Annotated in this window: 15 protein-coding genes and 1 tRNA gene; 15 read left to right on the top strand and 1 reads right to left on the bottom strand. The window is 32.4% G+C overall.

What is annotated here, in order from left to right:
* Nucleotides 1–15 precede the first annotated feature (15 nt).
* From porK to ABD941_RS08615, 5 genes are all read left to right on the top strand, one after another.
* Entirely contained in the window at nucleotides 16–1,386 is a 1,371-nt protein-coding gene (porK, locus tag ABD941_RS08635; RefSeq protein WP_345273731.1) for a T9SS ring complex lipoprotein PorK/GldK, read from the top strand.
* 82 nt (nucleotides 1,387–1,468) lie between these two features.
* Nucleotides 1,469–2,104, top strand: coding sequence for a type IX secretion system motor protein PorL/GldL (porL, locus tag ABD941_RS08630; RefSeq protein ID WP_345273730.1), 636 nt, complete (start codon nucleotides 1,469–1,471; stop codon nucleotides 2,102–2,104).
* 46 nt (nucleotides 2,105–2,150) lie between these two features.
* The gene (gene porM, locus ABD941_RS08625; protein ID WP_345273729.1) at nucleotides 2,151–3,713 is read left to right on the top strand and encodes a type IX secretion system motor protein PorM/GldM; all 1,563 of its coding nucleotides are present in this window, start codon (nucleotides 2,151–2,153) and stop codon (nucleotides 3,711–3,713) included.
* 56 nt (nucleotides 3,714–3,769) lie between these two features.
* Complete coding sequence (porN, locus tag ABD941_RS08620; RefSeq protein ID WP_345273728.1) at nucleotides 3,770–4,660, top strand: type IX secretion system ring subunit PorN/GldN; 891 nt, start codon at nucleotides 3,770–3,772, stop codon at nucleotides 4,658–4,660.
* 109 nt (nucleotides 4,661–4,769) lie between these two features.
* On the top strand, nucleotides 4,770–5,813 hold the full coding sequence (locus ABD941_RS08615; RefSeq protein WP_345273727.1) for an NAD(P)/FAD-dependent oxidoreductase: 1,044 nt from the start codon (nucleotides 4,770–4,772) through the stop codon (nucleotides 5,811–5,813).
* Nucleotides 5,814–5,864: 51 nt separating this feature from the next.
* Here the strand turns inward: ABD941_RS08615 and ABD941_RS08610 are convergent, their stop codons facing one another.
* A complete protein-coding gene (locus ABD941_RS08610; protein WP_345273726.1) occupies nucleotides 5,865–6,248 on the bottom strand; it encodes a DUF983 domain-containing protein in 384 nt (127 codons plus the stop codon).
* Nucleotides 6,249–6,563: 315 nt separating this feature from the next.
* Between ABD941_RS08610 and ABD941_RS08605 the strand changes: the two genes are divergently transcribed.
* From ABD941_RS08605 to ABD941_RS08560, 10 genes are all read left to right on the top strand, one after another.
* Nucleotides 6,564–8,474, top strand: a complete 1,911-nt coding sequence (locus tag ABD941_RS08605) for an ABC-F family ATP-binding cassette domain-containing protein (protein ID WP_345273725.1) — start codon at nucleotides 6,564–6,566, stop codon at nucleotides 8,472–8,474.
* 100 nt (nucleotides 8,475–8,574) lie between these two features.
* Nucleotides 8,575–9,399: a Two component regulator three Y domain protein gene (locus ABD941_RS08600; RefSeq protein ID WP_345273724.1), complete on the top strand. Its 825-nt coding sequence runs from the start codon at nucleotides 8,575–8,577 to the stop codon at nucleotides 9,397–9,399.
* A gap of 123 nt (nucleotides 9,400–9,522) precedes the next feature.
* Nucleotides 9,523–9,687, top strand: coding sequence for a hypothetical protein (locus ABD941_RS08595; protein ID WP_345273723.1), 165 nt, complete (start codon nucleotides 9,523–9,525; stop codon nucleotides 9,685–9,687).
* Between the two features lie 48 nt (nucleotides 9,688–9,735).
* Nucleotides 9,736–9,918 carry a CPXCG motif-containing cysteine-rich protein gene (locus ABD941_RS08590; protein WP_345273722.1) on the top strand — a complete coding sequence of 61 codons (183 nt, stop codon included), beginning with the start codon at nucleotides 9,736–9,738 and terminating at the stop codon, nucleotides 9,916–9,918.
* A 119-nt stretch (nucleotides 9,919–10,037) separates the two neighbouring features.
* Nucleotides 10,038–10,110 (top strand) — tRNA-Met (locus ABD941_RS08585).
* Nucleotides 10,111–10,351: 241 nt separating this feature from the next.
* Nucleotides 10,352–12,682 (top strand): TolC family protein, encoded by a 2,331-nt coding sequence (locus tag ABD941_RS08580; RefSeq protein WP_345273721.1) that lies wholly within the window; start codon nucleotides 10,352–10,354, stop codon nucleotides 12,680–12,682.
* A gap of 6 nt (nucleotides 12,683–12,688) precedes the next feature.
* The gene (locus ABD941_RS08575; RefSeq protein ID WP_345273720.1) at nucleotides 12,689–13,777 is read left to right on the top strand and encodes an efflux RND transporter periplasmic adaptor subunit; all 1,089 of its coding nucleotides are present in this window, start codon (nucleotides 12,689–12,691) and stop codon (nucleotides 13,775–13,777) included.
* Between the two features lie 20 nt (nucleotides 13,778–13,797).
* Complete coding sequence (locus ABD941_RS08570; protein WP_345273719.1) at nucleotides 13,798–16,908, top strand: efflux RND transporter permease subunit; 3,111 nt, start codon at nucleotides 13,798–13,800, stop codon at nucleotides 16,906–16,908.
* Nucleotides 16,909–16,913: 5 nt separating this feature from the next.
* Entirely contained in the window at nucleotides 16,914–17,570 is a 657-nt protein-coding gene (locus ABD941_RS08565; protein WP_345273718.1) for an ion channel, read from the top strand.
* 318 nt (nucleotides 17,571–17,888) lie between these two features.
* On the top strand, nucleotides 17,889–19,925 hold the full coding sequence (locus tag ABD941_RS08560; protein ID WP_345273717.1) for a protein-disulfide reductase DsbD family protein: 2,037 nt from the start codon (nucleotides 17,889–17,891) through the stop codon (nucleotides 19,923–19,925).
* The last annotated feature ends 59 nt before the right edge of the window (nucleotides 19,926–19,984 follow it).

Genomic DNA, 19,984 nt, shown 5'->3' with positions numbered 1-19,984 from the left:
AGTTTTACTATGGATATGAAGAAGTTTTTATTATTAACCGCAGTATTAGCAGTACTAACTAGTTGCGGCTCTAAAGATAGGGGCGAACTGGTAGGTGTGCAAGGGAAAAAATGGCATCCGGAAAAGCCTTATGGTATGGAACTTATTCCTGGTGGTGCGTTTATTATGGGGAAAGCTGATGATGATTTAGCTGGTGTAAACGATGCTCCTGCAAAGACAGTTACTGTTAGAGCCATTTATATGGATGCAACAGAAATAACAAATAGCGAGTACCGTCAGTTTGTTAATTGGGTTAGAGATTCGATAGTGCGAATGAAACTTGCCGTATTAGCTGATGAGGTTGGAATGACTCCAGACGAAGGAGGTATAGGTGAGTATGCCTTTAAAGATGCAGATACTGCAAATATGAGTGTTTACGAACAATACATGTTTGATAACTATACAGGTTTAGGGCCAACAGGCTATGAAGGTAGAAAAATCAATAAGGATGTCGATTTAATATACGATACCTCAGAATACCCAGATGAATATTATACCGAGGTTATGGATACAATGTATCTGCCTATGGAAGAAGCTTATAATGGGCAACGTACTTGGGATGTAACAAAGTTTAAGTTCCAATACAGTTATATGGATATCCAAGAAGCTGCAAGAAACAGAGGTGTTAAGCGTAAAGATGTTATCGTTAAAGAAGAAATCGAAGTCTATCCAGATACAACAGTTTGGATTAGAGATTTTGCATATTCATACAATGAGCCAATGCATAATGATTATTTTTGGCATGATGCCTATAGTGATTATCCAGTAGTTGGCGTGACATGGAAACAAGCAAAAGCATTTTGTGAATGGCGTACAATTAACAAAAATTCTTATCAAAAATCTAAAAAAGGATCTGCTATGGTAAACACGTTTAGATTACCATCTGAAGCAGAGTGGGAGTATGCCGCAAGAGGTGGTTTACAAGCCGCAACTTACCCATGGGGAGGTCCATATACTAAAAGTGATAGAGGTTGTTTTATGGCAAACTTTAAACCAGTAAGGGGTGATTATGCAGCAGATCAGGCGTTATATACCGTTGAAGCTAAATCTTATGAGCCTAATGATTATAATTTATATAACATGGCAGGTAATGTAGCAGAATGGGTGAATGCATCGTACGATCCTTCATCTTATGAATACACATCAACAATAAATCCTAGTGTTAATGATAATAACAATCAACGTAAAATTGTAAGAGGTGGTTCATGGAAAGATGTCGCGTACTTTTTACAAGTAAGCTCTAGAGATTACGAATATGCAGATTCAGCAAGAAGTTATATAGGTTTCAGAACCGTTCAAGATTACATGGGGACAGTAGTAACAAAAAATGGAACAGGAAAGAATTAATAATTTTAGAATCAAATCAATAATAATAAAAACTATTAACCTACTTAAGTAAAACCTACTTAAAATTAAAAACCAAAAAATTATGGCAAAGTCAAAAGCAAACAAGAAGTTCATGAACATGGCTTATGGATTAGGAGCAGCAATTGTAATTGTTGGAGCACTATTCAAGATTATTCACTTCGAAATTGGACCACTAACAGGTAACGTTATGTTAACTATTGGTTTAGTAACCGAAGCAATTATATTTGCATTATCAGCATTCGAACCTGTTGATGATGATTTAGATTGGTCTTTAGTATATCCAGAATTAGCAGGAGGACAATCAATGAGCAAAGATGGAAAAGAAGATGCACAAGGTATATTATCTAAAAAATTAGATAACTTATTAAAAGAAGCTAAAATTGATGGAGAATTAATTTCTAGTTTAGGCGATAGCATTAAAAACTTTGAAGGTGCTGCTAAAAACATGTCATCAACTGTAGATTCTATCGAAGCTAGTAAAAAATATGGTGAAGAATTATCATTAGCAGCAGCTCAAATGGAATCATTAAACAGCCTATACAAAGTACAGTTAGAAAGCATTAATAAACAAGCAACTATCAATGAAGAGTCTATTGAAAATGCTGGGAAATTAAAAGAACAAATGCAATCTTTAGCATCAAACTTATCGTCTTTAAATGGCGTATATGGAGGTATGTTGTCTGCAATGAATAAATAATTAGGGGTTAATCCCAAATTAATATTAACCAAAAACCTAATTATAAATGGCAGGAGGAAATTTATCACCACGACAGAAAATGATTAATCTGATGTATTTAATATTTATAGCCATGCTAGCTTTAAATATGTCGAAAGAAGTGCTATCAGCCTTCGGATTAATGAACGAAAAACTTACGGAGTCTAATCAAGCTACAGAAACTAGAAATCAAAGTTTTGTGGCAAGTTTAGAACAAAAAGCAGCAGATCAACCTGAAAAATATAAGCCTTTACAAGCTAAAGCAGACCAAATTGATAAATTAGCACACAATTTTGATGCCTATTTAGAAGATTTAAAAGGTAAAATGACCGCAAAACTTGATGATCCTACGGATTATGAAATTATGGATAAAGGCGATTACTTAGATGAAAACTTTTTTAAAGGCGACAAGCTAAAAGAAGATGGTCAAGAGTTTTTAGCTCAAATCAACGGATTTAGAGATGGTGTTGTTAAAATCTTATCTGACAAAAAAGGTATGGAAGGCATCATAAAAGAAGTTAAAGATAAATTTAGTACCGATCAGGAAGTTAATAGAGACGGTATTAAAGTAGACTGGTTAGATTACCATTACAAAGGATTTCCTTTAGTAGCGTCTTTAACTAAAATGACACAACTTCAAGCCGATATTAAAACCACGGAATCTGAAGTATTATCAAACATGTTACAAGGAACACTTTCTAGTGAAGTGTCTATGACAAACTATACAACCTTAATGGAAACGTCTAAATCAGCTTACTTTAATGGTGAGCAGTTTGATGGTCAAATTGTATTAGGTCGTAAAGATGCTTCTACAAAACCAAGTCGTGTTGAATTGACTTTAGACGGTAGAAAACTATCAGAAAACCAATATTCTATCGAGGATGGTAAAGTAAAGTTGAAAATTGGAACAGGTGGTGTTGGAGAACACAAAATTGAAGGTAAATTGATATTTGCTCAAGATGGAGAAGAAATTGAAGTACCAGTAAAATCATCATTTGCTACAGTAGCAAAACCAAATTCAGCAACAATTTCAGCAGATAAAATGAATGTAGTATACAGAGGTGTTAAAAACCCAATGACTATTTCATTTGCAGGTATACCAGACAACAAAGTAACTGCAAGTGCTCAAGGTTTATCTAGAGGTTCTGGTAGTAGCTATGTTATGGATGCTACAAGAATTAAAGGTAGAGAAATAACTATTAATGTTACTGGTACATTACCAGATGGTGGTAAAGTTAGCGATAATGCTAAATTTAGAATTAAGGATTTACCAAAACCAACAGGAACTTTAAGAGGTGAAGATGGCGCATTAAAAATGCAACGTAACAGTCTTGCAATTTCTACTATTGGAGCTAAATTTGATGATTTTGATTTTGAATTACCATTGCGTGTTACAGGATTTAAATTTAAAGTTCCTGGACAACCAACAATAAATGTAAACGGAAATAAGTTAGATACTAGAGCAAAAGGTGCATTGCGTAAAGCAAAACGTGGATCTGGAGTTCAAATATTTGATATTGAAGCTAAAGCTACTGGCGTTAGTGTAATACTTAAAAAAGTATCTCCAGTTTTTGTTGAGTTAACAAACTAAAATTAGTAGTATTAACGTTATGTTGTTGCTATTGAATTAATAAAAATAAAATTAAAATGAATTTAAAGTGTTTTTTATTAACCGTTGTTACTGTTTTTACAGCATCAAGTATGTTTGCACAAGCCAACATATTAAATGCTAAAAGTCCAGAGGAAATTGGAGTAAGAACAGAAGCTCAAAAGGCCGTTGACAATGATAAACCATTAGAATATGGCTATGTTGACGATAGAGATATCTTATTTTCTAAAATGGTATGGGAAAAAATTGTTCTTGATGAACGCTCAAATTTCCCACTATACTACCCAATAGATACCAATAATATTGGTAAAGATAGACGGTCGTTGTACGATGTGCTTATGAAAAGCATTAAAAATGGAGATATAAAAAATATTTACGATGATTCTTATTTTACAACAAAACGAACTTTAAAAGATATTGAAGCAGCTTTGGTTAAAATTGATACTACCGAGTTTGGTATTGAGCAATTAAATGCTGGTGAAGAATTGTCTGCAGAGTATATAAACAGAAGAGATATTACTGCTGCAGATATTAAGGAATACCACATAAAAGGACTTTGGTATTTTGATAAGCGTCAAGCTGAAATGAAATATAGGTTATTAGGTATTGCTCCAGTTGCTCCAGATGTTAATTTTATTGATGACGATGAGCCAGACTTAGTGCCTTTGTTTTGGGTGTTTTTCCCAGATGCTAGAGAGGTGCTGCACGAAGCTAAATCATTTAATAATGAAAATAGTTCTATTCCTTATTCTTTCGATCATGTACTAAATGCTAGACGTTTTCATGGATATATTTATAAAGAAGAAAATGTTCAAGGCGATAGAAAAATTAATGAGTATGTCTCGCAAAATGCATTGATGCAACTTTTAGAGTCAGAAAGAATTAAAGATAAGATTAGAGATTTTGAACTTGATATGTGGACTTATTAAGCTTTAGAATTAATAAAATAGTAAAACGCTCACTTTTTAAAGTGGGCGTTTTTTTGTGCTTCCTAATCAAGCAGAAATCTATAATCTATTTATCTTAGCAGCAAATATTATGCAAGTAGATTATATAGTAATAGGAATAGGGATAGCGGGTATTAGCTTTTGCGAGCAATTAAAAGCAAATAATAAAACCTTTGTGGTGTTTGACGATACTTCTCAGCAATCATCAACAGTTGCTGGAGGGCTTTATAATCCAGTAGTATTAAAACGCTTTACGTCGGTTTGGAAAAGTAAAGAACAGCTAGACATAGCTTTGCCACTCTATGCCAATATAGAAAAAGCGTTAAATGTTAAGTTAGATTATAAAATCCCTGTATATAGAAAGTTTGCATCATTAGAAGAACAAAACGATTGGTTTGCAGCTTCAGATAAACGATTACTTTCAAAGTATCTTTCAACAGAAATCATTAAAAATGAAAATAGTGCTGTAAAGGCGCCGTTTGGATTTGGAAAAGTTTTAGAAACAGGACGGATAGATATGAAAACCATGATTGAAGCCTATAAAAAACATTTGTTAAAGCAGAATTTATTGTTTGAAGAAGCTTTTAATTATCAAGCACTGCAAATAGAAAGTAAAACCATTCGTTACAACAATATAACCGCAACAAATATTGTATTTGCCGAAGGTTTTGGTATTAAGCAAAACCCGTATTTCAAGGGTTTACCTTTAGTACCAGCAAAAGGGGAATTGATAATCATCAACGTACCAGATTTAAATATTGATTATGTTTTAAAAGCAGGTGTTTTTTTAATTCCTTTAGAAGATGATTTGTATATTGTTGGTGCGACTTACGAATGGAAAGATTTGACTCATAAAGTTACCAAGGGTGCAAAAAACGAACTTTTAAATAAGTTAAAAAAATTGATTACATGTCCGTTTGAAGTCGTAAACCAAGTAGCAGGGATAAGACCTACAGTAAAAGATAGAAGACCTTTGGTGGGACAACATAAAATCCATAAACATCTATTTGTTCTCAATGGTTTAGGCACACGAGGTGTTATGATTGGACCTTATGTCGCTAAGCAGCTTTTTAATTTTATTGAAAAGGATATGCCTTTAGAAAAAGAAATAGATATTAAACGCTTTGAATTATAAAATGCTAATCCACTAGCAAAACCAAAGGTTGCGATAATTTCAAAAAAACCATTATTTTTTTGAAAGTGATTTATCGTAACTCATAAAAAAGTTAATCCAAATATTTCGAGAAAGTCTTAAAATAATCGGCATACAGACAATTAGTGTGGCGACTATGGATATGAAAACTACATGTAAACTAGCTTCAAATAAAAAATAGGAAATAACAAAAGCCGCAGTAGCAAAAGCAATACCAACAGGGTAACTTACATACATAGACCCATAGAAAAAAGAAGGCTCAATTTTATATTTAGTTTTGCAGTTACTACAATTTTCGTTCATGCTTAATGCTTCAGAAAGGATATAAGGATTTTTATTTTTAAACATAGATTCCTCATGGCATTTTGGACAAGAACTGGTTAATATACTATATAATTTTGTTCCTTTTTTAAACATATAATTTAATGTATTTTTGCAAGCGCATTAAACAACCACTTTTGGGCTTGTAGTCAAGATTTCTTTTGAAATTGTCATACCCATTAGAGTGGGAAACAAGTACAAAAGTACTGTTTTAACAATGAACTCGTTTAAACTTTTTGGATTTAAGCGAAAATTAAAGGTTTTTAGTTCTGTTAAAGGCTTTTTTGAGTAGCATAGCAGGGCTAAGGAAGGAGAAAAGGAAATAGGAGGGCTAAAAAAAGCAACTTTTTAGCAAATTAAAAAAGTTTAAATGAGTTCAAAAAAAAGCTCAGTAATAAAAGTTACATTTCTATGATGAATATTCATAATTTATCGATTTCATTTCAAGGCGAATACTTGTTTGAAGACCTGACATTCAAACTAGGGCATGGCGATAGGATAGGTCTTATTGGTAAAAATGGAGCAGGTAAATCTACGATGCTCAAAATTTTATCTAAGGAAATGGAACCTGATACAGGGCAAATTGCTGCAGATAAAGATCTTAAAATTGGGTTTTTAAAACAAGATATTGATTTTGTTTTTGGAAGAACAGTACTTGAAGAAGCTTACGAAGCTTTTACTGAAATTAAGGTGTTGGAAGCTAAAATGGAAAGGGTTAATACCCAAATGGCAGAACGTACAGATTATGAAAGTGAAGGGTATCATCAACTTATGGTCGATATTAATGAACTCCAAGAGCAATATGAAATATTAGGAGGTTATAATTATCAAGGTGATACTGAGAAAATACTTCAAGGTTTAGGTTTTAAGCGTCAAGATTTTAACAAACTAACCGATACATTTTCAGGAGGTTGGCGTATGCGAATAGAGTTGGCAAAATTACTACTTCAAAATAACGATATCTTACTTTTAGATGAACCTACCAACCATTTAGATATTGAGTCTATTATTTGGCTAGAAAGCTTTTTAAAGAATTACCCAGGAGCAGTGGTCATAGTATCGCATGATAAAATGTTTCTGGATAATGTAACCAACAGAACTATTGAAATTTCTTTAGGACGTATTTATGATTACCCAAAACCATATACTAAATATTTAATTTTAAGAGAAGAATTAAGAACTCAACAATTAGCCTCTCAAAAAAATCAGCAAAAACAAATAGAACAAACCGAAAAGTTGATTGAAAAATTTCGAGCCAAAGCCTCTAAGGCTACTATGGCACAATCATTAATTAAAAAGCTGGATAAAATCGATAGGATTGAGGTAGATGAAGATGATAATAGTGTAATGACACTTAATTTTCCAGTATCAATAACACCGGGTAAAGTTGTTGTTGAAACAGAAAAAATATCTAAAAACTATGGTAACAATCAAGTTTTAAAACATATAGATTTACTTATAGAACGGGATAGTAAAACGGCTTTTGTTGGACAAAATGGGCAAGGAAAATCTACTTTAGCAAAAATTATTGTTGGAGATATAAATCATGATGGCCATTTAAAGCTGGGACACAATGTACAAATCGGTTATTTTGCTCAAAATCAAGCCGAATATTTAGATGGTAGTAAGACCGTTTTAGATATTATGATTGATGCTGCCAACGAAACCAATAGAAGTAAAGTGCGAGACATTCTTGGGTCATTTTTATTTAGAGGTGAGGAAGTAGATAAATATGTACGAGTGCTTTCTGGTGGAGAGCGTAATCGTTTGGCATTGGCTAAACTAATGCTACAACCTTTTAATGTGCTTATTATGGATGAGCCTACCAACCACTTGGATATTAAATCTAAAAATGTATTAAAAGAAGCGTTAAAACGTTTTGAAGGGACGTTGATTTTGGTTTCGCACGATCGTGATTTTTTACAAGGTTTAACCAATATCGTTTATGAATTTAAAGATCATAAACTAAAAGAATATTTAGGAGATATTGATTATTACTTGGATCAACGAAATGTAGAGAATCTTCGAGAAGTTGAAAAACGAACTGTCGTTAAAGAAACTCCAAAGGTAAATAAGCAACGCTCCTATGAGGCTCAAAAAAAAATAAAGTCCTTAAACAATAAGCTTAGTAATGTAGAGTCTAAAATTAATCAGCTTGAACGTAATATTAAAAAGATAGATTTAGAATTGGAAATTAATTATGAAGAAGCGTCTTCCAAACCAAACTTCTTTGATAATTATCAAAAAATGAAAACAGACTTGCAAGGTTTTATGGATAAATGGGAAACCATTCAGCTTGAAATTGAGCAGTTCGTCGATTAAAAAATGTTAAAATTTCATGTATTTCGTCGATAAAAATAGTTTTTAATCTATTATGGGCTTATATTCGTACGAGAATTAATCCCAAAATCGACCAAAAAACATGAAAACTATTAAACTTTTAGTATTTTGTTTATTAACAACAGCTTATTCATTTGCTAATATAGCACCTACAGAAAAAGAAGCCTTAATTGCTCTATATAACGCTACAAATGGTACGGAATGGAATTCCTCTTGGGATTTAAATACTTCCGTAGACACTTGGTATGGTATTAAATTAGAAAATGATAAAATAGTTGAAATTAATCTTCAATTTAATAATCTTCAAGGATATTTGCCGCAAGAAATTGGTAACCTAGTAAATTTAAGAAAAATCAATTTAGGTTTTAATAAGTTAGCAGGCACACTACCTAATGCATTAAAGAACCTTAAAGAGCTTACAGCTCTTGAATTGTTTATGAATAAATTTGAAGGAAATATTCCTTCAGAATTAGGAGAGTTAAAAAAATTAGAGTCTTTAAAGTTATATAGCAATCAGTTAACTGGAGAAATTCCTAGCTCAATAATGGGTTTAACTAATTTGAAAGAGTTGTTATTAGGAAGTAACTTTTTAACAGGTCATATTCCAAACGAAATTTATGCATTATCAAAATTGCAAAAGTTAAGTCTTATGGATAATAAAATGGATGGAGAAATTCCTTCAGAAATTGCCCAATTAAAAGATTTAGAAGAGTTGTTGTTGTCTACAAATCAGTTTACTGGAGATTTACCTATGGAGTTTATGAATTTAACAAAACTAAATACCATGATGGTAAGTGATAATAATTTAAACCAAGAATACATAAGTGTTTCTGGTAAAAACCCACCTACTATAATGCGCTTAGAATTACAAAATTCTGCAGCAGTTATGGACATTGAAAAAGAGTAATTTTCATATTTAAATTTGAATTGAATAGGATTTTTTCTTCATAGCTTATGTAATGTATATGCTATATGCTTAGAAAAATCAAAGTTTTATAATGATGATATATTTCATCAAAAAAGAATAGTTATGAAAACATTTATAGAATTATTGATGGAATCAATCGGTTACACAACAGTTGCGGCATTTATTGTATACCATTATATTAGATTTTTAATTAAAAAACCTAAAGTGTTTAATATAAAGATTAAACCTTGGAAACTTAGTGCAAATAAAGAAGCAGTAATTAATTAATAAAAAAAGTAATACTTAACCGTATTACTTTTTTAGTTTTATCAAGTTATGTTAGAACATCACTTTACGTGTCCATATTGTTGGAAAAACATATCTATGCTAATAGACCATTCAACAACAAAACAAAACTATATTGAAGATTGTGAGGTTTGTTGTAACCCTATTCAGATTTCTTTAGAATTTAAAAATTTAGAATTGGTAGGGTTTCAGGCAAATAACATAGAGCAATAATTTTTTATCCTTTTATGCTTGTGGAAAGTCAAAAAGGATTGTATATTTGCAGTCCGAAATAATTTGGTCGGCATTATGAACCGAAAGTTAGTAGCTAAGTAAATTATTTTTGATTATATCGCGGGATAGAGCAGTAGGTAGCTCGTCGGGCTCATAACCCGAAGGTCACTGGTTCGAGTCCAGTTCCCGCTACTAGAAAAGAAAAAGGCTTTCAGAAAACTGAAAGCCTTTTTTAATTCTATTTGCGATCTCCTACTTAGCATTTTACAAAATTATATTGGATGTATAAGACTTGGTTTTCAATTACGTTTTTTTATATTGAAAATTAGAGCGTTGAATTAAATTAACGAGCTAAACTCAACTTATTAAAACCGTATTATCTTTGAAGATTCAATATGAAATCCTTATTTTTAACGAAAACTAACTCGCCAAAATGAAGAAATACCTCATACTTTTCGTTGCACTGTTTTTGCAATTAAGTTATTCTCAAAATGTAAATATTGGTCTTTTAACTGATAAAGATACACCAGAAGTACAACCCTTGTTAGAGCAATTAAAAACTGAAATCAGAGCCGTTTTAGCACAAGATAAAACTGTTAGCTTTCAAAAGGTGCTATCAAATAATTTTAGTTTAGAGAAAGCTAAAGAAAACTATCAGTCTTTGATTGATGGAGATGCAGATATTATTTTGGCTTTTGGGGTCATGGATAATATTGTTTTAAGCCAACAAGAAAATTATACTAAACCAGTTATTGTTTTTGGTTCGATTAATTCAGATTTTATAAATCTACCACCAGAACGCAAAACATCAAAAATAAATAACATCACATATATCATAGCACCTTTGTCTTACAAAAAGGACTTGAATGCTTTTAAAACAATTTACGATTATAAAAATGTTGGGGTTTTAATAGAGCAGCACATTATTGATGCACTTCCTCTAGAAACGATATTTGACCCCTATTTCCAGAAGGAAGAAAAGAATTACCGTTTAATACCTTTATCTGAAAATGGTATTAGTACATCTGATTTGGAAGGTCTTGATGCAGTTTACTTAGCAGGTGGTTTTGAATTTACTGACACTCAATTTGATAAATTGACTTCAGTTATTAATTCTAAAAAATTACCATCATTTTCAGCAAACAGAGTTAAGGATGTTGAGCGCGGTATATTGGCTACTAATCAGCCCCAAACAAATTTAAATCAGTTTTTTAGGCGAATTGCTTTAAATGTTGAAGCAATTGCTAATGGTACCAATGCATCAGAACTACCATTGTTTTTAGAGTATAAAAACAAGCTAACTATCAATTACAATACAGCTAAACAAATTGATTTTCCATTGCGTTATGCTATGTTAGGGACTGCCGATTTTATAGGTGGTAAATCAGAACCTAATTCGGAAAACATGATGTCTATATTGGATGTTATGAATGGTGTCCTTGATAAGAATTTAAGTTTATCGTCTAGTGAAAAGAGTGTCGAATTAAGTGGTCAGGATGTTAAAACAGCTAAAAGCGGTTATTTACCAAATGTATCTGCTGGTGTAAGTGGGGTTTATCTAGACCCTAGAGTTGCTGAAATTTCAAATGGCGCAAATCCGGAGTTCTCAACATCTGGGAATGTTGTTTTAGAACAATTAATCTATTCTGAAAGTGCTTCTGCCAATATCGATATTAGAAAAGAATTACAAAAAGCAGAACAAGCTATTTATGATACAAACGAACTCGACGCTTTATTGAATGCTACCGTAGCTTATTTTAATGCCTTGATTTTAAAGACTAATACAAGTATTCAGAATCAAAACTTACAAGTTACTAAACGTAATTTAGAAATAGCAGAACAAAACTTTGAAGCAGGTGAATCTGGGAAATCAGATGTGTTACGTTTCAGAAGTCAATTAGCTCAAAATATGCAAAGCCTTATAGAAGCTAGAAATCAATTGCAACAAGCGTTTTTTACTATTAATCAATTAATGAATGTATCAATTAATAAAGATATTGACATTCTGGATGCTGAACTTTCCGAAGGTGTTTTTAAGAATTATAAATATGATGACTTTTACAAGATTCTAGACGACCCAAAATTACAACCTACCTTAATTGAATTTCTGGTACAAGAAGCAAAAAAGAACGCTCCTGAGTTAAAGAATATAGATTATAATTTAAATGTTACAAAACGAACCTATGACTTAAACGATTATGGTCGTTTTATACCAACAGTTGCTTTACAAGGGCAATACAATCTGGCAATTTCCCAGTCTGGAAAAGGTTCTACCATACCCTCTGGAATTCCAACAGCACCAGACGGCACTTATAATGTTGGTTTAAATATTTCGTTACCGATATTCAACCAGAACCAGAGAAATATTAATAGACAATCAGCTTTAATTCAAGAGGAACAATTGGGGTATGAAAGACAAAATATAGAATTAAACATTGAGAAAAATGTTAATGATGTGGTCCTGGATTTGATTAATCAAATAGCAAACATCGAAATTTCTAAAGTATCAGAAGAAACAGCAAAAGAAAGTTTAGACCTCACACAAAATGCATATCAACAAGGTGCAGTGCCTATTATACAGTTAATCGATGCCCAAACCAATTATTTACAAGCGCAGTTAGCAAGTTCTACTGCTAACTATAACTATTTAATCACATCTATGCAATTAGAACGCGCTATAGGGTACTTCTTTTTAACCCATTCTGAAGATAATAATCAAGCATTTATTCAAAGCGCCAACCAATATATTTTAAATAAAAACTAACCCATTATGAAATTATATATATACAAATTGTCAATTTTAGCTCTAGTTATAAACCTTTCTTCTTGTAAGGATAAAGTAGAGGTTAAAGAAGAAGTATTGAGACCTGTTAAGTACGAAGTTGTTGGGACTCCAAATGTTCAAGGTGCAAGAACATATAGTGGAACAGCAAAAGCAAGTGATGCCATTGGGTTAAGTTTTAGAAGTGGCGGAATTATTACCAAAGTAAACCATTGGAAAGGTGCACAGGTTAAAAAAGGAGATATTATTGCAAGGTTGGATAATGTTGAGGCAAACTTAGCTTATGAGCAATCTGTTTCGGCCTTAAATGCTGCTAAGTCTGCTATGAATACTGCTAAGTCGAGTTTAGATAGGATTAAATCACTATATGAAAAAGGAAGTAATTCATTGAGTGACTATGAACAAGCAAAAAATTCCTATCAATCTGCTTTAGACCAATTTGAATCTGCAAAACGAAATAAAAGTATACAAGCTACCCAATTAAGTTATGGTATTATCAAAGCTCCAAAAGATGGTGTAATCGTTTGGACAGATGGCGCAGTTAATGAGCAAGTTTCAGCAGGTCATCAATTTGCAGAATTAAATGCAGGTAAAGCTATGAAGGTTGAGGTTGGTTTGCCAGAAGCAGTCATTAATAAAGTGAAAGTAGATATGCCTACCAAGATTAAGTTCTCGGCTATTGAGGACAAAGTTTTTGAAGGTAGAGTTTTTGAAGTATCACCAAGTATAGATCCCAATTCGTCTACATATATTACGGCAGTTGCAATAATTAATCCTATTCCAGATATTAAATCAGGTATGGCAACAAATGTTGTTTTTGATTTTGCAAAAGATGAAACAAGTACAAATGACACATTAGTTGTACCTGTTAAGTCTGTAGGAGAAGATGGTAACGGTAATTTTGTGTTTATAGTAGAGTCAAGCGATGGGATAATTGGAACTGTAAAAAAACAACAAATTGAAATTGGTGAATTAACACCATCTGGATTTGAAGTAAAAAAAGGTTTAAATTATGGAGATAAAATAGCTACTGCAGGCTTACAAACTTTATTAGACGGTCAAAAAGTAAGATTATAATAACTAAAAAAACTAACCTTATGAATCTTACTGAATTTTCAATAAACCGTAATCGTGTTGTATTAAGTATTTTGGCTGTAGTTATGGTCATGGGTATGTTATTTTATGCCTCATTATCAAGAGATAGTATGCCACCTTATACCATACGAGTAGCATCAATTGTATCATCTTTTCCTGGAGCAAGCCCAGAACGTGTTGAAGAATTAGTTAGTGATAAAATTGAAAAAGTAGCACAGGAATTACCTGAATTAAAAGTGGTAAAAAGTACATCTCGTACAGGACTTTCAGTCGTTCAAGTAGAACTTAAAATGGAAGTAAACCCAGAAGAACTACAGCCTGTTTGGGATAGACTTCGCAGAAAGTTAAGCGTCATTCAGGGATTACCAAGTAATGTGAGTCCTCAATTGCGGGATGATGGCATTGGCGAAGTATTTGGTATTGCTGTTGGTTTAATTTCTGATGGTTATGATTATGCAGAAATGAAAGATTATGCAGATGACTTGAGAGATGATTTAATAAAACTTGAAGATGCTGCTAAGGTTGAATTGAATGGTGCGCAGGAAGAACGTGTTTTTGTTGAGTTTGAAAACACCAAATTAAAAACCTATGGATTAACATCAAGCAAATTAAAAAACATTATAGGTAGCACTAATATACTTAGCTCTGGAGGTACAATTAATGTTGAAGCAGAACGTATTATTTTGGAGCCCACAGGTAATTTCAATGATTTAGAGTCTATAAAGGAAATGTTAGTCCCCGTTGGAGAAAATGGACAAGTTATAGCTCTTGAAGACATTACTACAGTGAAAAAAGGGTATATCAATCCACCAAAACAGAAAGTAAGAATCAATGGTTTAGATGCTATTTCATTACACGTGTCTTTAAAAGAAGGTGCCAATATCATTAAATTAGGAGAAGAAATTGATTTGTTACTTAGAGAGTGGCAAGATAAATTGCCAGTTGGTTTAGAAGTATCACGTTTAGCATCAATTGATAAATATATTGATTTAAAGATTAGTGCTTTTATTGGCAACTTATTACAGGCTATTGCTATCGTATTAGCAGTTATGCTTTTCTTTTTAGGACTAAGAACAGGATTGGTTATTGCAAGTTTAATTCCAATAGTTACCATAACAACGTTAATGGTTATGGGATTAATCGATGTGGGGCTGAATCAAATTTCGTTAGCCGCTTTAATTATGGCTTTGGGAATGATGGTAGATAATGCCATAGTTGTTGCAGAATCAGTTATGGTAAAAATGGAAGCAGGTATTTCTGTTAAGAAAGCGGCAATTGATTCATGTTCTGAATTATTTACGCCATTATTAATTTCAACATTAACAACATCTGCTGCCTTTTTAGCATTCTTTATGGCAGAATCTGTTATGGGTGATATTATGGGGCCTATTTTTGTGGTAATTACCATTGCGCTTTTATCGTCATGGCTTATTGCTTTAAGTATCATTACACTATTTTGTGTATTCTTCTTAAAAGTAAAACCAAAAGAAGTAGGTAAAGAAAGCTTCTTAGATAGACTCATTAATGGCTTAAAACGAAAATATAAAGATTTAATATTGTTGGCTTTAAGTTGGAAAAGGTCAGTTTTAGTGCTGATTGTTTTTATGTTCTTTTTATCCATTTTTGGATTTGGGTTTTTAGGCTTTGTGTTCTTTCCAGATAGCGACCGTAATATGATAACAGTTGATATTAATTTACCAGAGAACACTAAAATTGAGAATACAACATCAGTTGTTTTAGCACTTGAAGATTTTATAAAAAAAGAGCTTAAAATAAGCGAAGATAAACCAGATGGTATTGTAGATTGGTCAGCCTACATAGGTGAAGGTCCTTCAGCTTATGATTTAGGGTATAATGCAGATGAAGCAAATTCAAACTACGCACATATATTAATTAATACATCATCGTTTTTAGTAAATAATGATATGGTTGAAAAATTGGATGCTTTCAGTTTTGATAATTTTCCTAATGCCGATATTAAAGTTGGATTGTTAGCTTCTGGCGGAGGTGGAACACCCATAGAAATTGAAGTATCTGGAGATGACCCAGATAAATTAGCAAGCATTGCAGAAACCATTAAGACAAAGTTATTCACCATTTCTGGAACAAAAAATATTAAAGATGATTGGGGGCCAAAAGGAAAAAAGTTTGTTATTAATATAGACCCTAATAAAGCGCAAACAGCAGGGGTTACTAATCAAGATATAGCAACCTCTTTACAAACTGTTTTAGATGGTTTTCAAGCAGGGGAATATCGAGAAGGCGATAAATCTATCCCAATTGTAATGAAGAGTAACCAAAGTAAGCAACAATCCTTATCCTCGTTAGAAAGCTTAAATATATATTCGCAAAATTCAGGAAAAAGTGTGCCTTTACTGCAAGTAGCATCTATAATTCCTCAATGGCAATATTCAAAAATAAAACGTGTTGATTTAACAAGAACAATTAAAATATCGAGTGAATTAACAACTACAGGCAATGCCTCAGAAGTCACACAAGCAATAACACCTTGGCTTGATGAACAAAAAGAAGTTTGGGGTAAAGACTATGCTTATGAATTAGGAGGAGATGCTAAAAGTTCTGCCGAAAATATGGGAGCAGTCGCTAGCTATTTACCACTTTCAGCTTTTATTATTGTAATGCTATTAATCATTCAATTTAACTCTTTTAGAAAAATGGTTATGATTGTTTGTACCATTCCGTTGGGAGTTATTGGGATGGTTTTAGGGCTTTTGTTATTTGGTGTACCCTTCGGGTTTATGGCATTTTTAGGCGTTATTTCATTAGCAGGTATCGTCATCAATAATGCTATAGTGCTTGTAGACAGAATTGAAATTGAGGAAAACGAATTAAAACGTAAACCACAGGATGCCATTGTAGCAGCTTGTTTACAACGTTTTAGACCAATTTTATTAGCTACCTTTACAACCGTTTTAGGTTTAGTACCTCTTTATTTAGGTGGCGGCGAAATGTGGGAGCCTATGGCAGTAACTATTATGGTTGGTTTATTATTTGGAACTGTAATAACTTTATTATTTATACCTGCTTTTTATAGCGTGATGTATAAAGTCAGCTATAAAGGCTATGAGTTTAATAATGAACTTTTAGATTAAGCGTTGTGCTAAAGAAATTATATCCATATCGATTTGAGGTTTTTCTTTTTAGTCAGATAGCTATTTTATTTGGTTCTTTAATCATTCCGTCTGCATTATTTGAAAATATGCTGTCACCAATATTATTTTTTATCAACTTATTAACAGGTATTGTGTTAGTCTCTGAGAAGAAAAAGCTTATGTGGACTTTATTAGTTTTAATGATAATCTCCATATTGGTTTTTGGTACTAGCCTTTTTGAAAACAAAAATGATAAGCTTTTTAATGCTATAAGAATGATATCTTATTTTTTGTTCTATAGTATTGTCTCTTTAGAAATCATAAAACAAGTTTGGTTAGCAAAAATTGTTAATAAAAATGTCATTTTTGGTTTAGTTAGCGGTTATGTTTCTTTGGGGTTGCTAGGTTTTTTTGTTTGCTTAAGTATCGAAATGGTATTTCCAAATTCGTTTCAAGGTATTATTGATGGAACTTCACTTACAGAGGGTTTGATGTATTATGCTTATATCACACTGTTAACAATCGGTTATGGGGATATACTTCCTGTTACAGCTCCAGCTCAAAAGGCAGCTATTTTAATTGGTTTAGTGGGGCAAATGTATCTAGTGGTTATTACTGCTATAGTGGTTGGAAAATATATAAATCAATCATCCCAAAAGTGATGATAGAATCAAAACTTAGATCAAAGCATTATTTAGAATTTAGTATTATTTAATATATGAAATGGTTCATAACTCGAAGGTCACTGGTTCGAGTCCAGTTCCTACTGCTAGAAAACAAAAAGGCTTTCAGAAAACTGAAAGCCTTTTTTATAGATAACCTCATGCTAAATAGGTTAAAGCATATTAATTCTTATAAATTATTGTTAAACCTTTAAAATAAATATTTATCTTTCATTTTTGAGATGTAAGTTTGTTCCATAGAGTAAGTCTAATATAAGCATTCAGGAAGTTTAGCAAACTGTACCATAAAAAAAGAAAATGAAAAACGTAATAGTAGTCTTAGCCTTATGTATGGGCCTTAGTGCTTTTTCTCAAATATTTGAACCCGTAACATGGGAAACATCAGTTGAGAAAATTTCCGCTTCCGAATATAATTTAATTACAAAAGCAACAATTGAAGCTGGATGGCATTTGTATTCTCAAAATGTACCACAGGATGGGCCCATACCAACAACATTTACTTTTGATACAGCAGATGGCGCTATTGAAATTTTGGGCCGCACTACAGAAGGTAAAGGCTATACCGTTCAGGACCCTGTTTTTGAAATGGAGATTACCTATTTTGAAAATCAGGGCACTTTTAAACAAAAAATAAACCTTACTAAAAGCATAAATAAAGTGCTTGCTGCTGTAGAATTTATGGTGTGCGATGATAAGAGGTGTTTGCCGCCTACAGAAGTCGATTTGGTATTTAATATAAACCCCTCAGAAGTAGATAATACTGGAACATCTAAGGATAATAAAAATACTATAGTGGATAATACCGCTGTAAATAATATGCTATATGGTACGAGTACCAGAGATTTAAAAAAATCAGACATAACATGTAAAAATGAAATAACAAGCAATGCCTCAGAAGTACAAAGTGGAGGGAAATCATTATGGCGTATTTTTGGTTTAGGTTTTCTAGGTGGATTGTTAGCATTATTAACCCCTTGTGTATTCCCTATGATCCCTCTTACAGTGAGCTTCTTTACAAAAAAGAGTGGGCATAATAGAGGTTCGGGAGTATCAAAAGCATTGTTTTACGGGTTTTTCATATTTGCAGTTTATATTATTTTAAGCATACCTTTTCACTTACTGGATTCAGTAAATCCGGATATTTTAAATGAAATATCAACGAACATATGGCTCAATGTTATATTCTTTGCCATATTCTTGTTTTTTGCGTTTTCATTTTTTGGATATTATGAGCTAACCTTACCATCAAGTTGGACAACCAAAACAACGCAAGGCGAAAATGCAGGAGGGTTACTAGGTGTTTTCTTTATGGCCTTAACTTTGGCTATTGTTTCATTTTCATGTACAGGGCCCATTTTAGGGTCGCTTTTGGCCGGATCCCTTACAGCCGATGGTGGCGCATGGCAACTTACAGCTGGTATGGCAGGATTTGGGGTGTCTTTAGGACTGCCCTTTGCTCTATTTGCTATGTTTCCAAATATGATGAATGCATTGCCCAAGTCCGGAGGTTGGCTTAATACAACCAAAGTTATATTAGGCTTTTTAGAATTAGCTTTAGCATTCAAATTTTTATCAAATGCCGATTTAGTAGCACATTGGAATATTTTAAAAATTGAACCGTTTTTAATAATATGGATTATTGTTTTTACTGGCTTAGCTCTGTATCTTTTTGGGAAAATAAAATTTCCGCATGATTCACCAATCAAGAAATTATCTTTTTCAAGAATAGCTGGAGGTATTTTGGTTGCGGTATTTACTATATATTTAATTTCTGGGTTTAAAATAAATAAAGAAACGCAAACATTTACACCACTCACCCTTTTAAGTGGTTTAGCACCACCGGTTGGATATAGTTTTATCTATCCAAATGACTGCCCAAATAATCTAGAATGTTTTAAAGATTTAAAAACAGGAATAGCATATGCCAAAAAAATAAATAAGCCTATCATGCTTGATTTTACGGGATATGCATGTGTAAACTGTAGAAAGATGGAAGAACATGTTTGGCCGATTCAAAAGATTGATGATTACTTACGAAATGATTATGTGTTAATTTCACTATATGTTGATGATAAAAAAGAATTGCCAGAAGGAGAACAAGTTTTAGTTAACCGTATAAACGGAGGAACAAGAAAACTTAAAACCTATGGTCATAAGTGGGCTAATTTTCAAACACAATTCTTTCAAACAAATGCACAACCTTACTATGTGCTATTAAGTTCTGACGGCACACAGATTTTGAGTACCCCTGTTGGTTATACACCAGATAAAGATGACTATGCACAGTTTTTAGAATGTGGATTAGAAGTTTTTAACGGACTTCAAAATAATTGATTGTGTAGTTTTAGTAACAAAAGTTACTTAAATATATTTTTAATAAGATTAATATGGTC

The sequence above is a fragment of the Flaviramulus aquimarinus genome (genome assembly GCF_039543205.1).
Lineage (GTDB): Bacteria > Bacteroidota > Bacteroidia > Flavobacteriales > Flavobacteriaceae > Flaviramulus_B > Flaviramulus_B aquimarinus.
The sequence above is the reverse complement of the archived record's forward strand: the minus strand, read 5'-3'. Positions and strand labels throughout refer to the sequence as shown.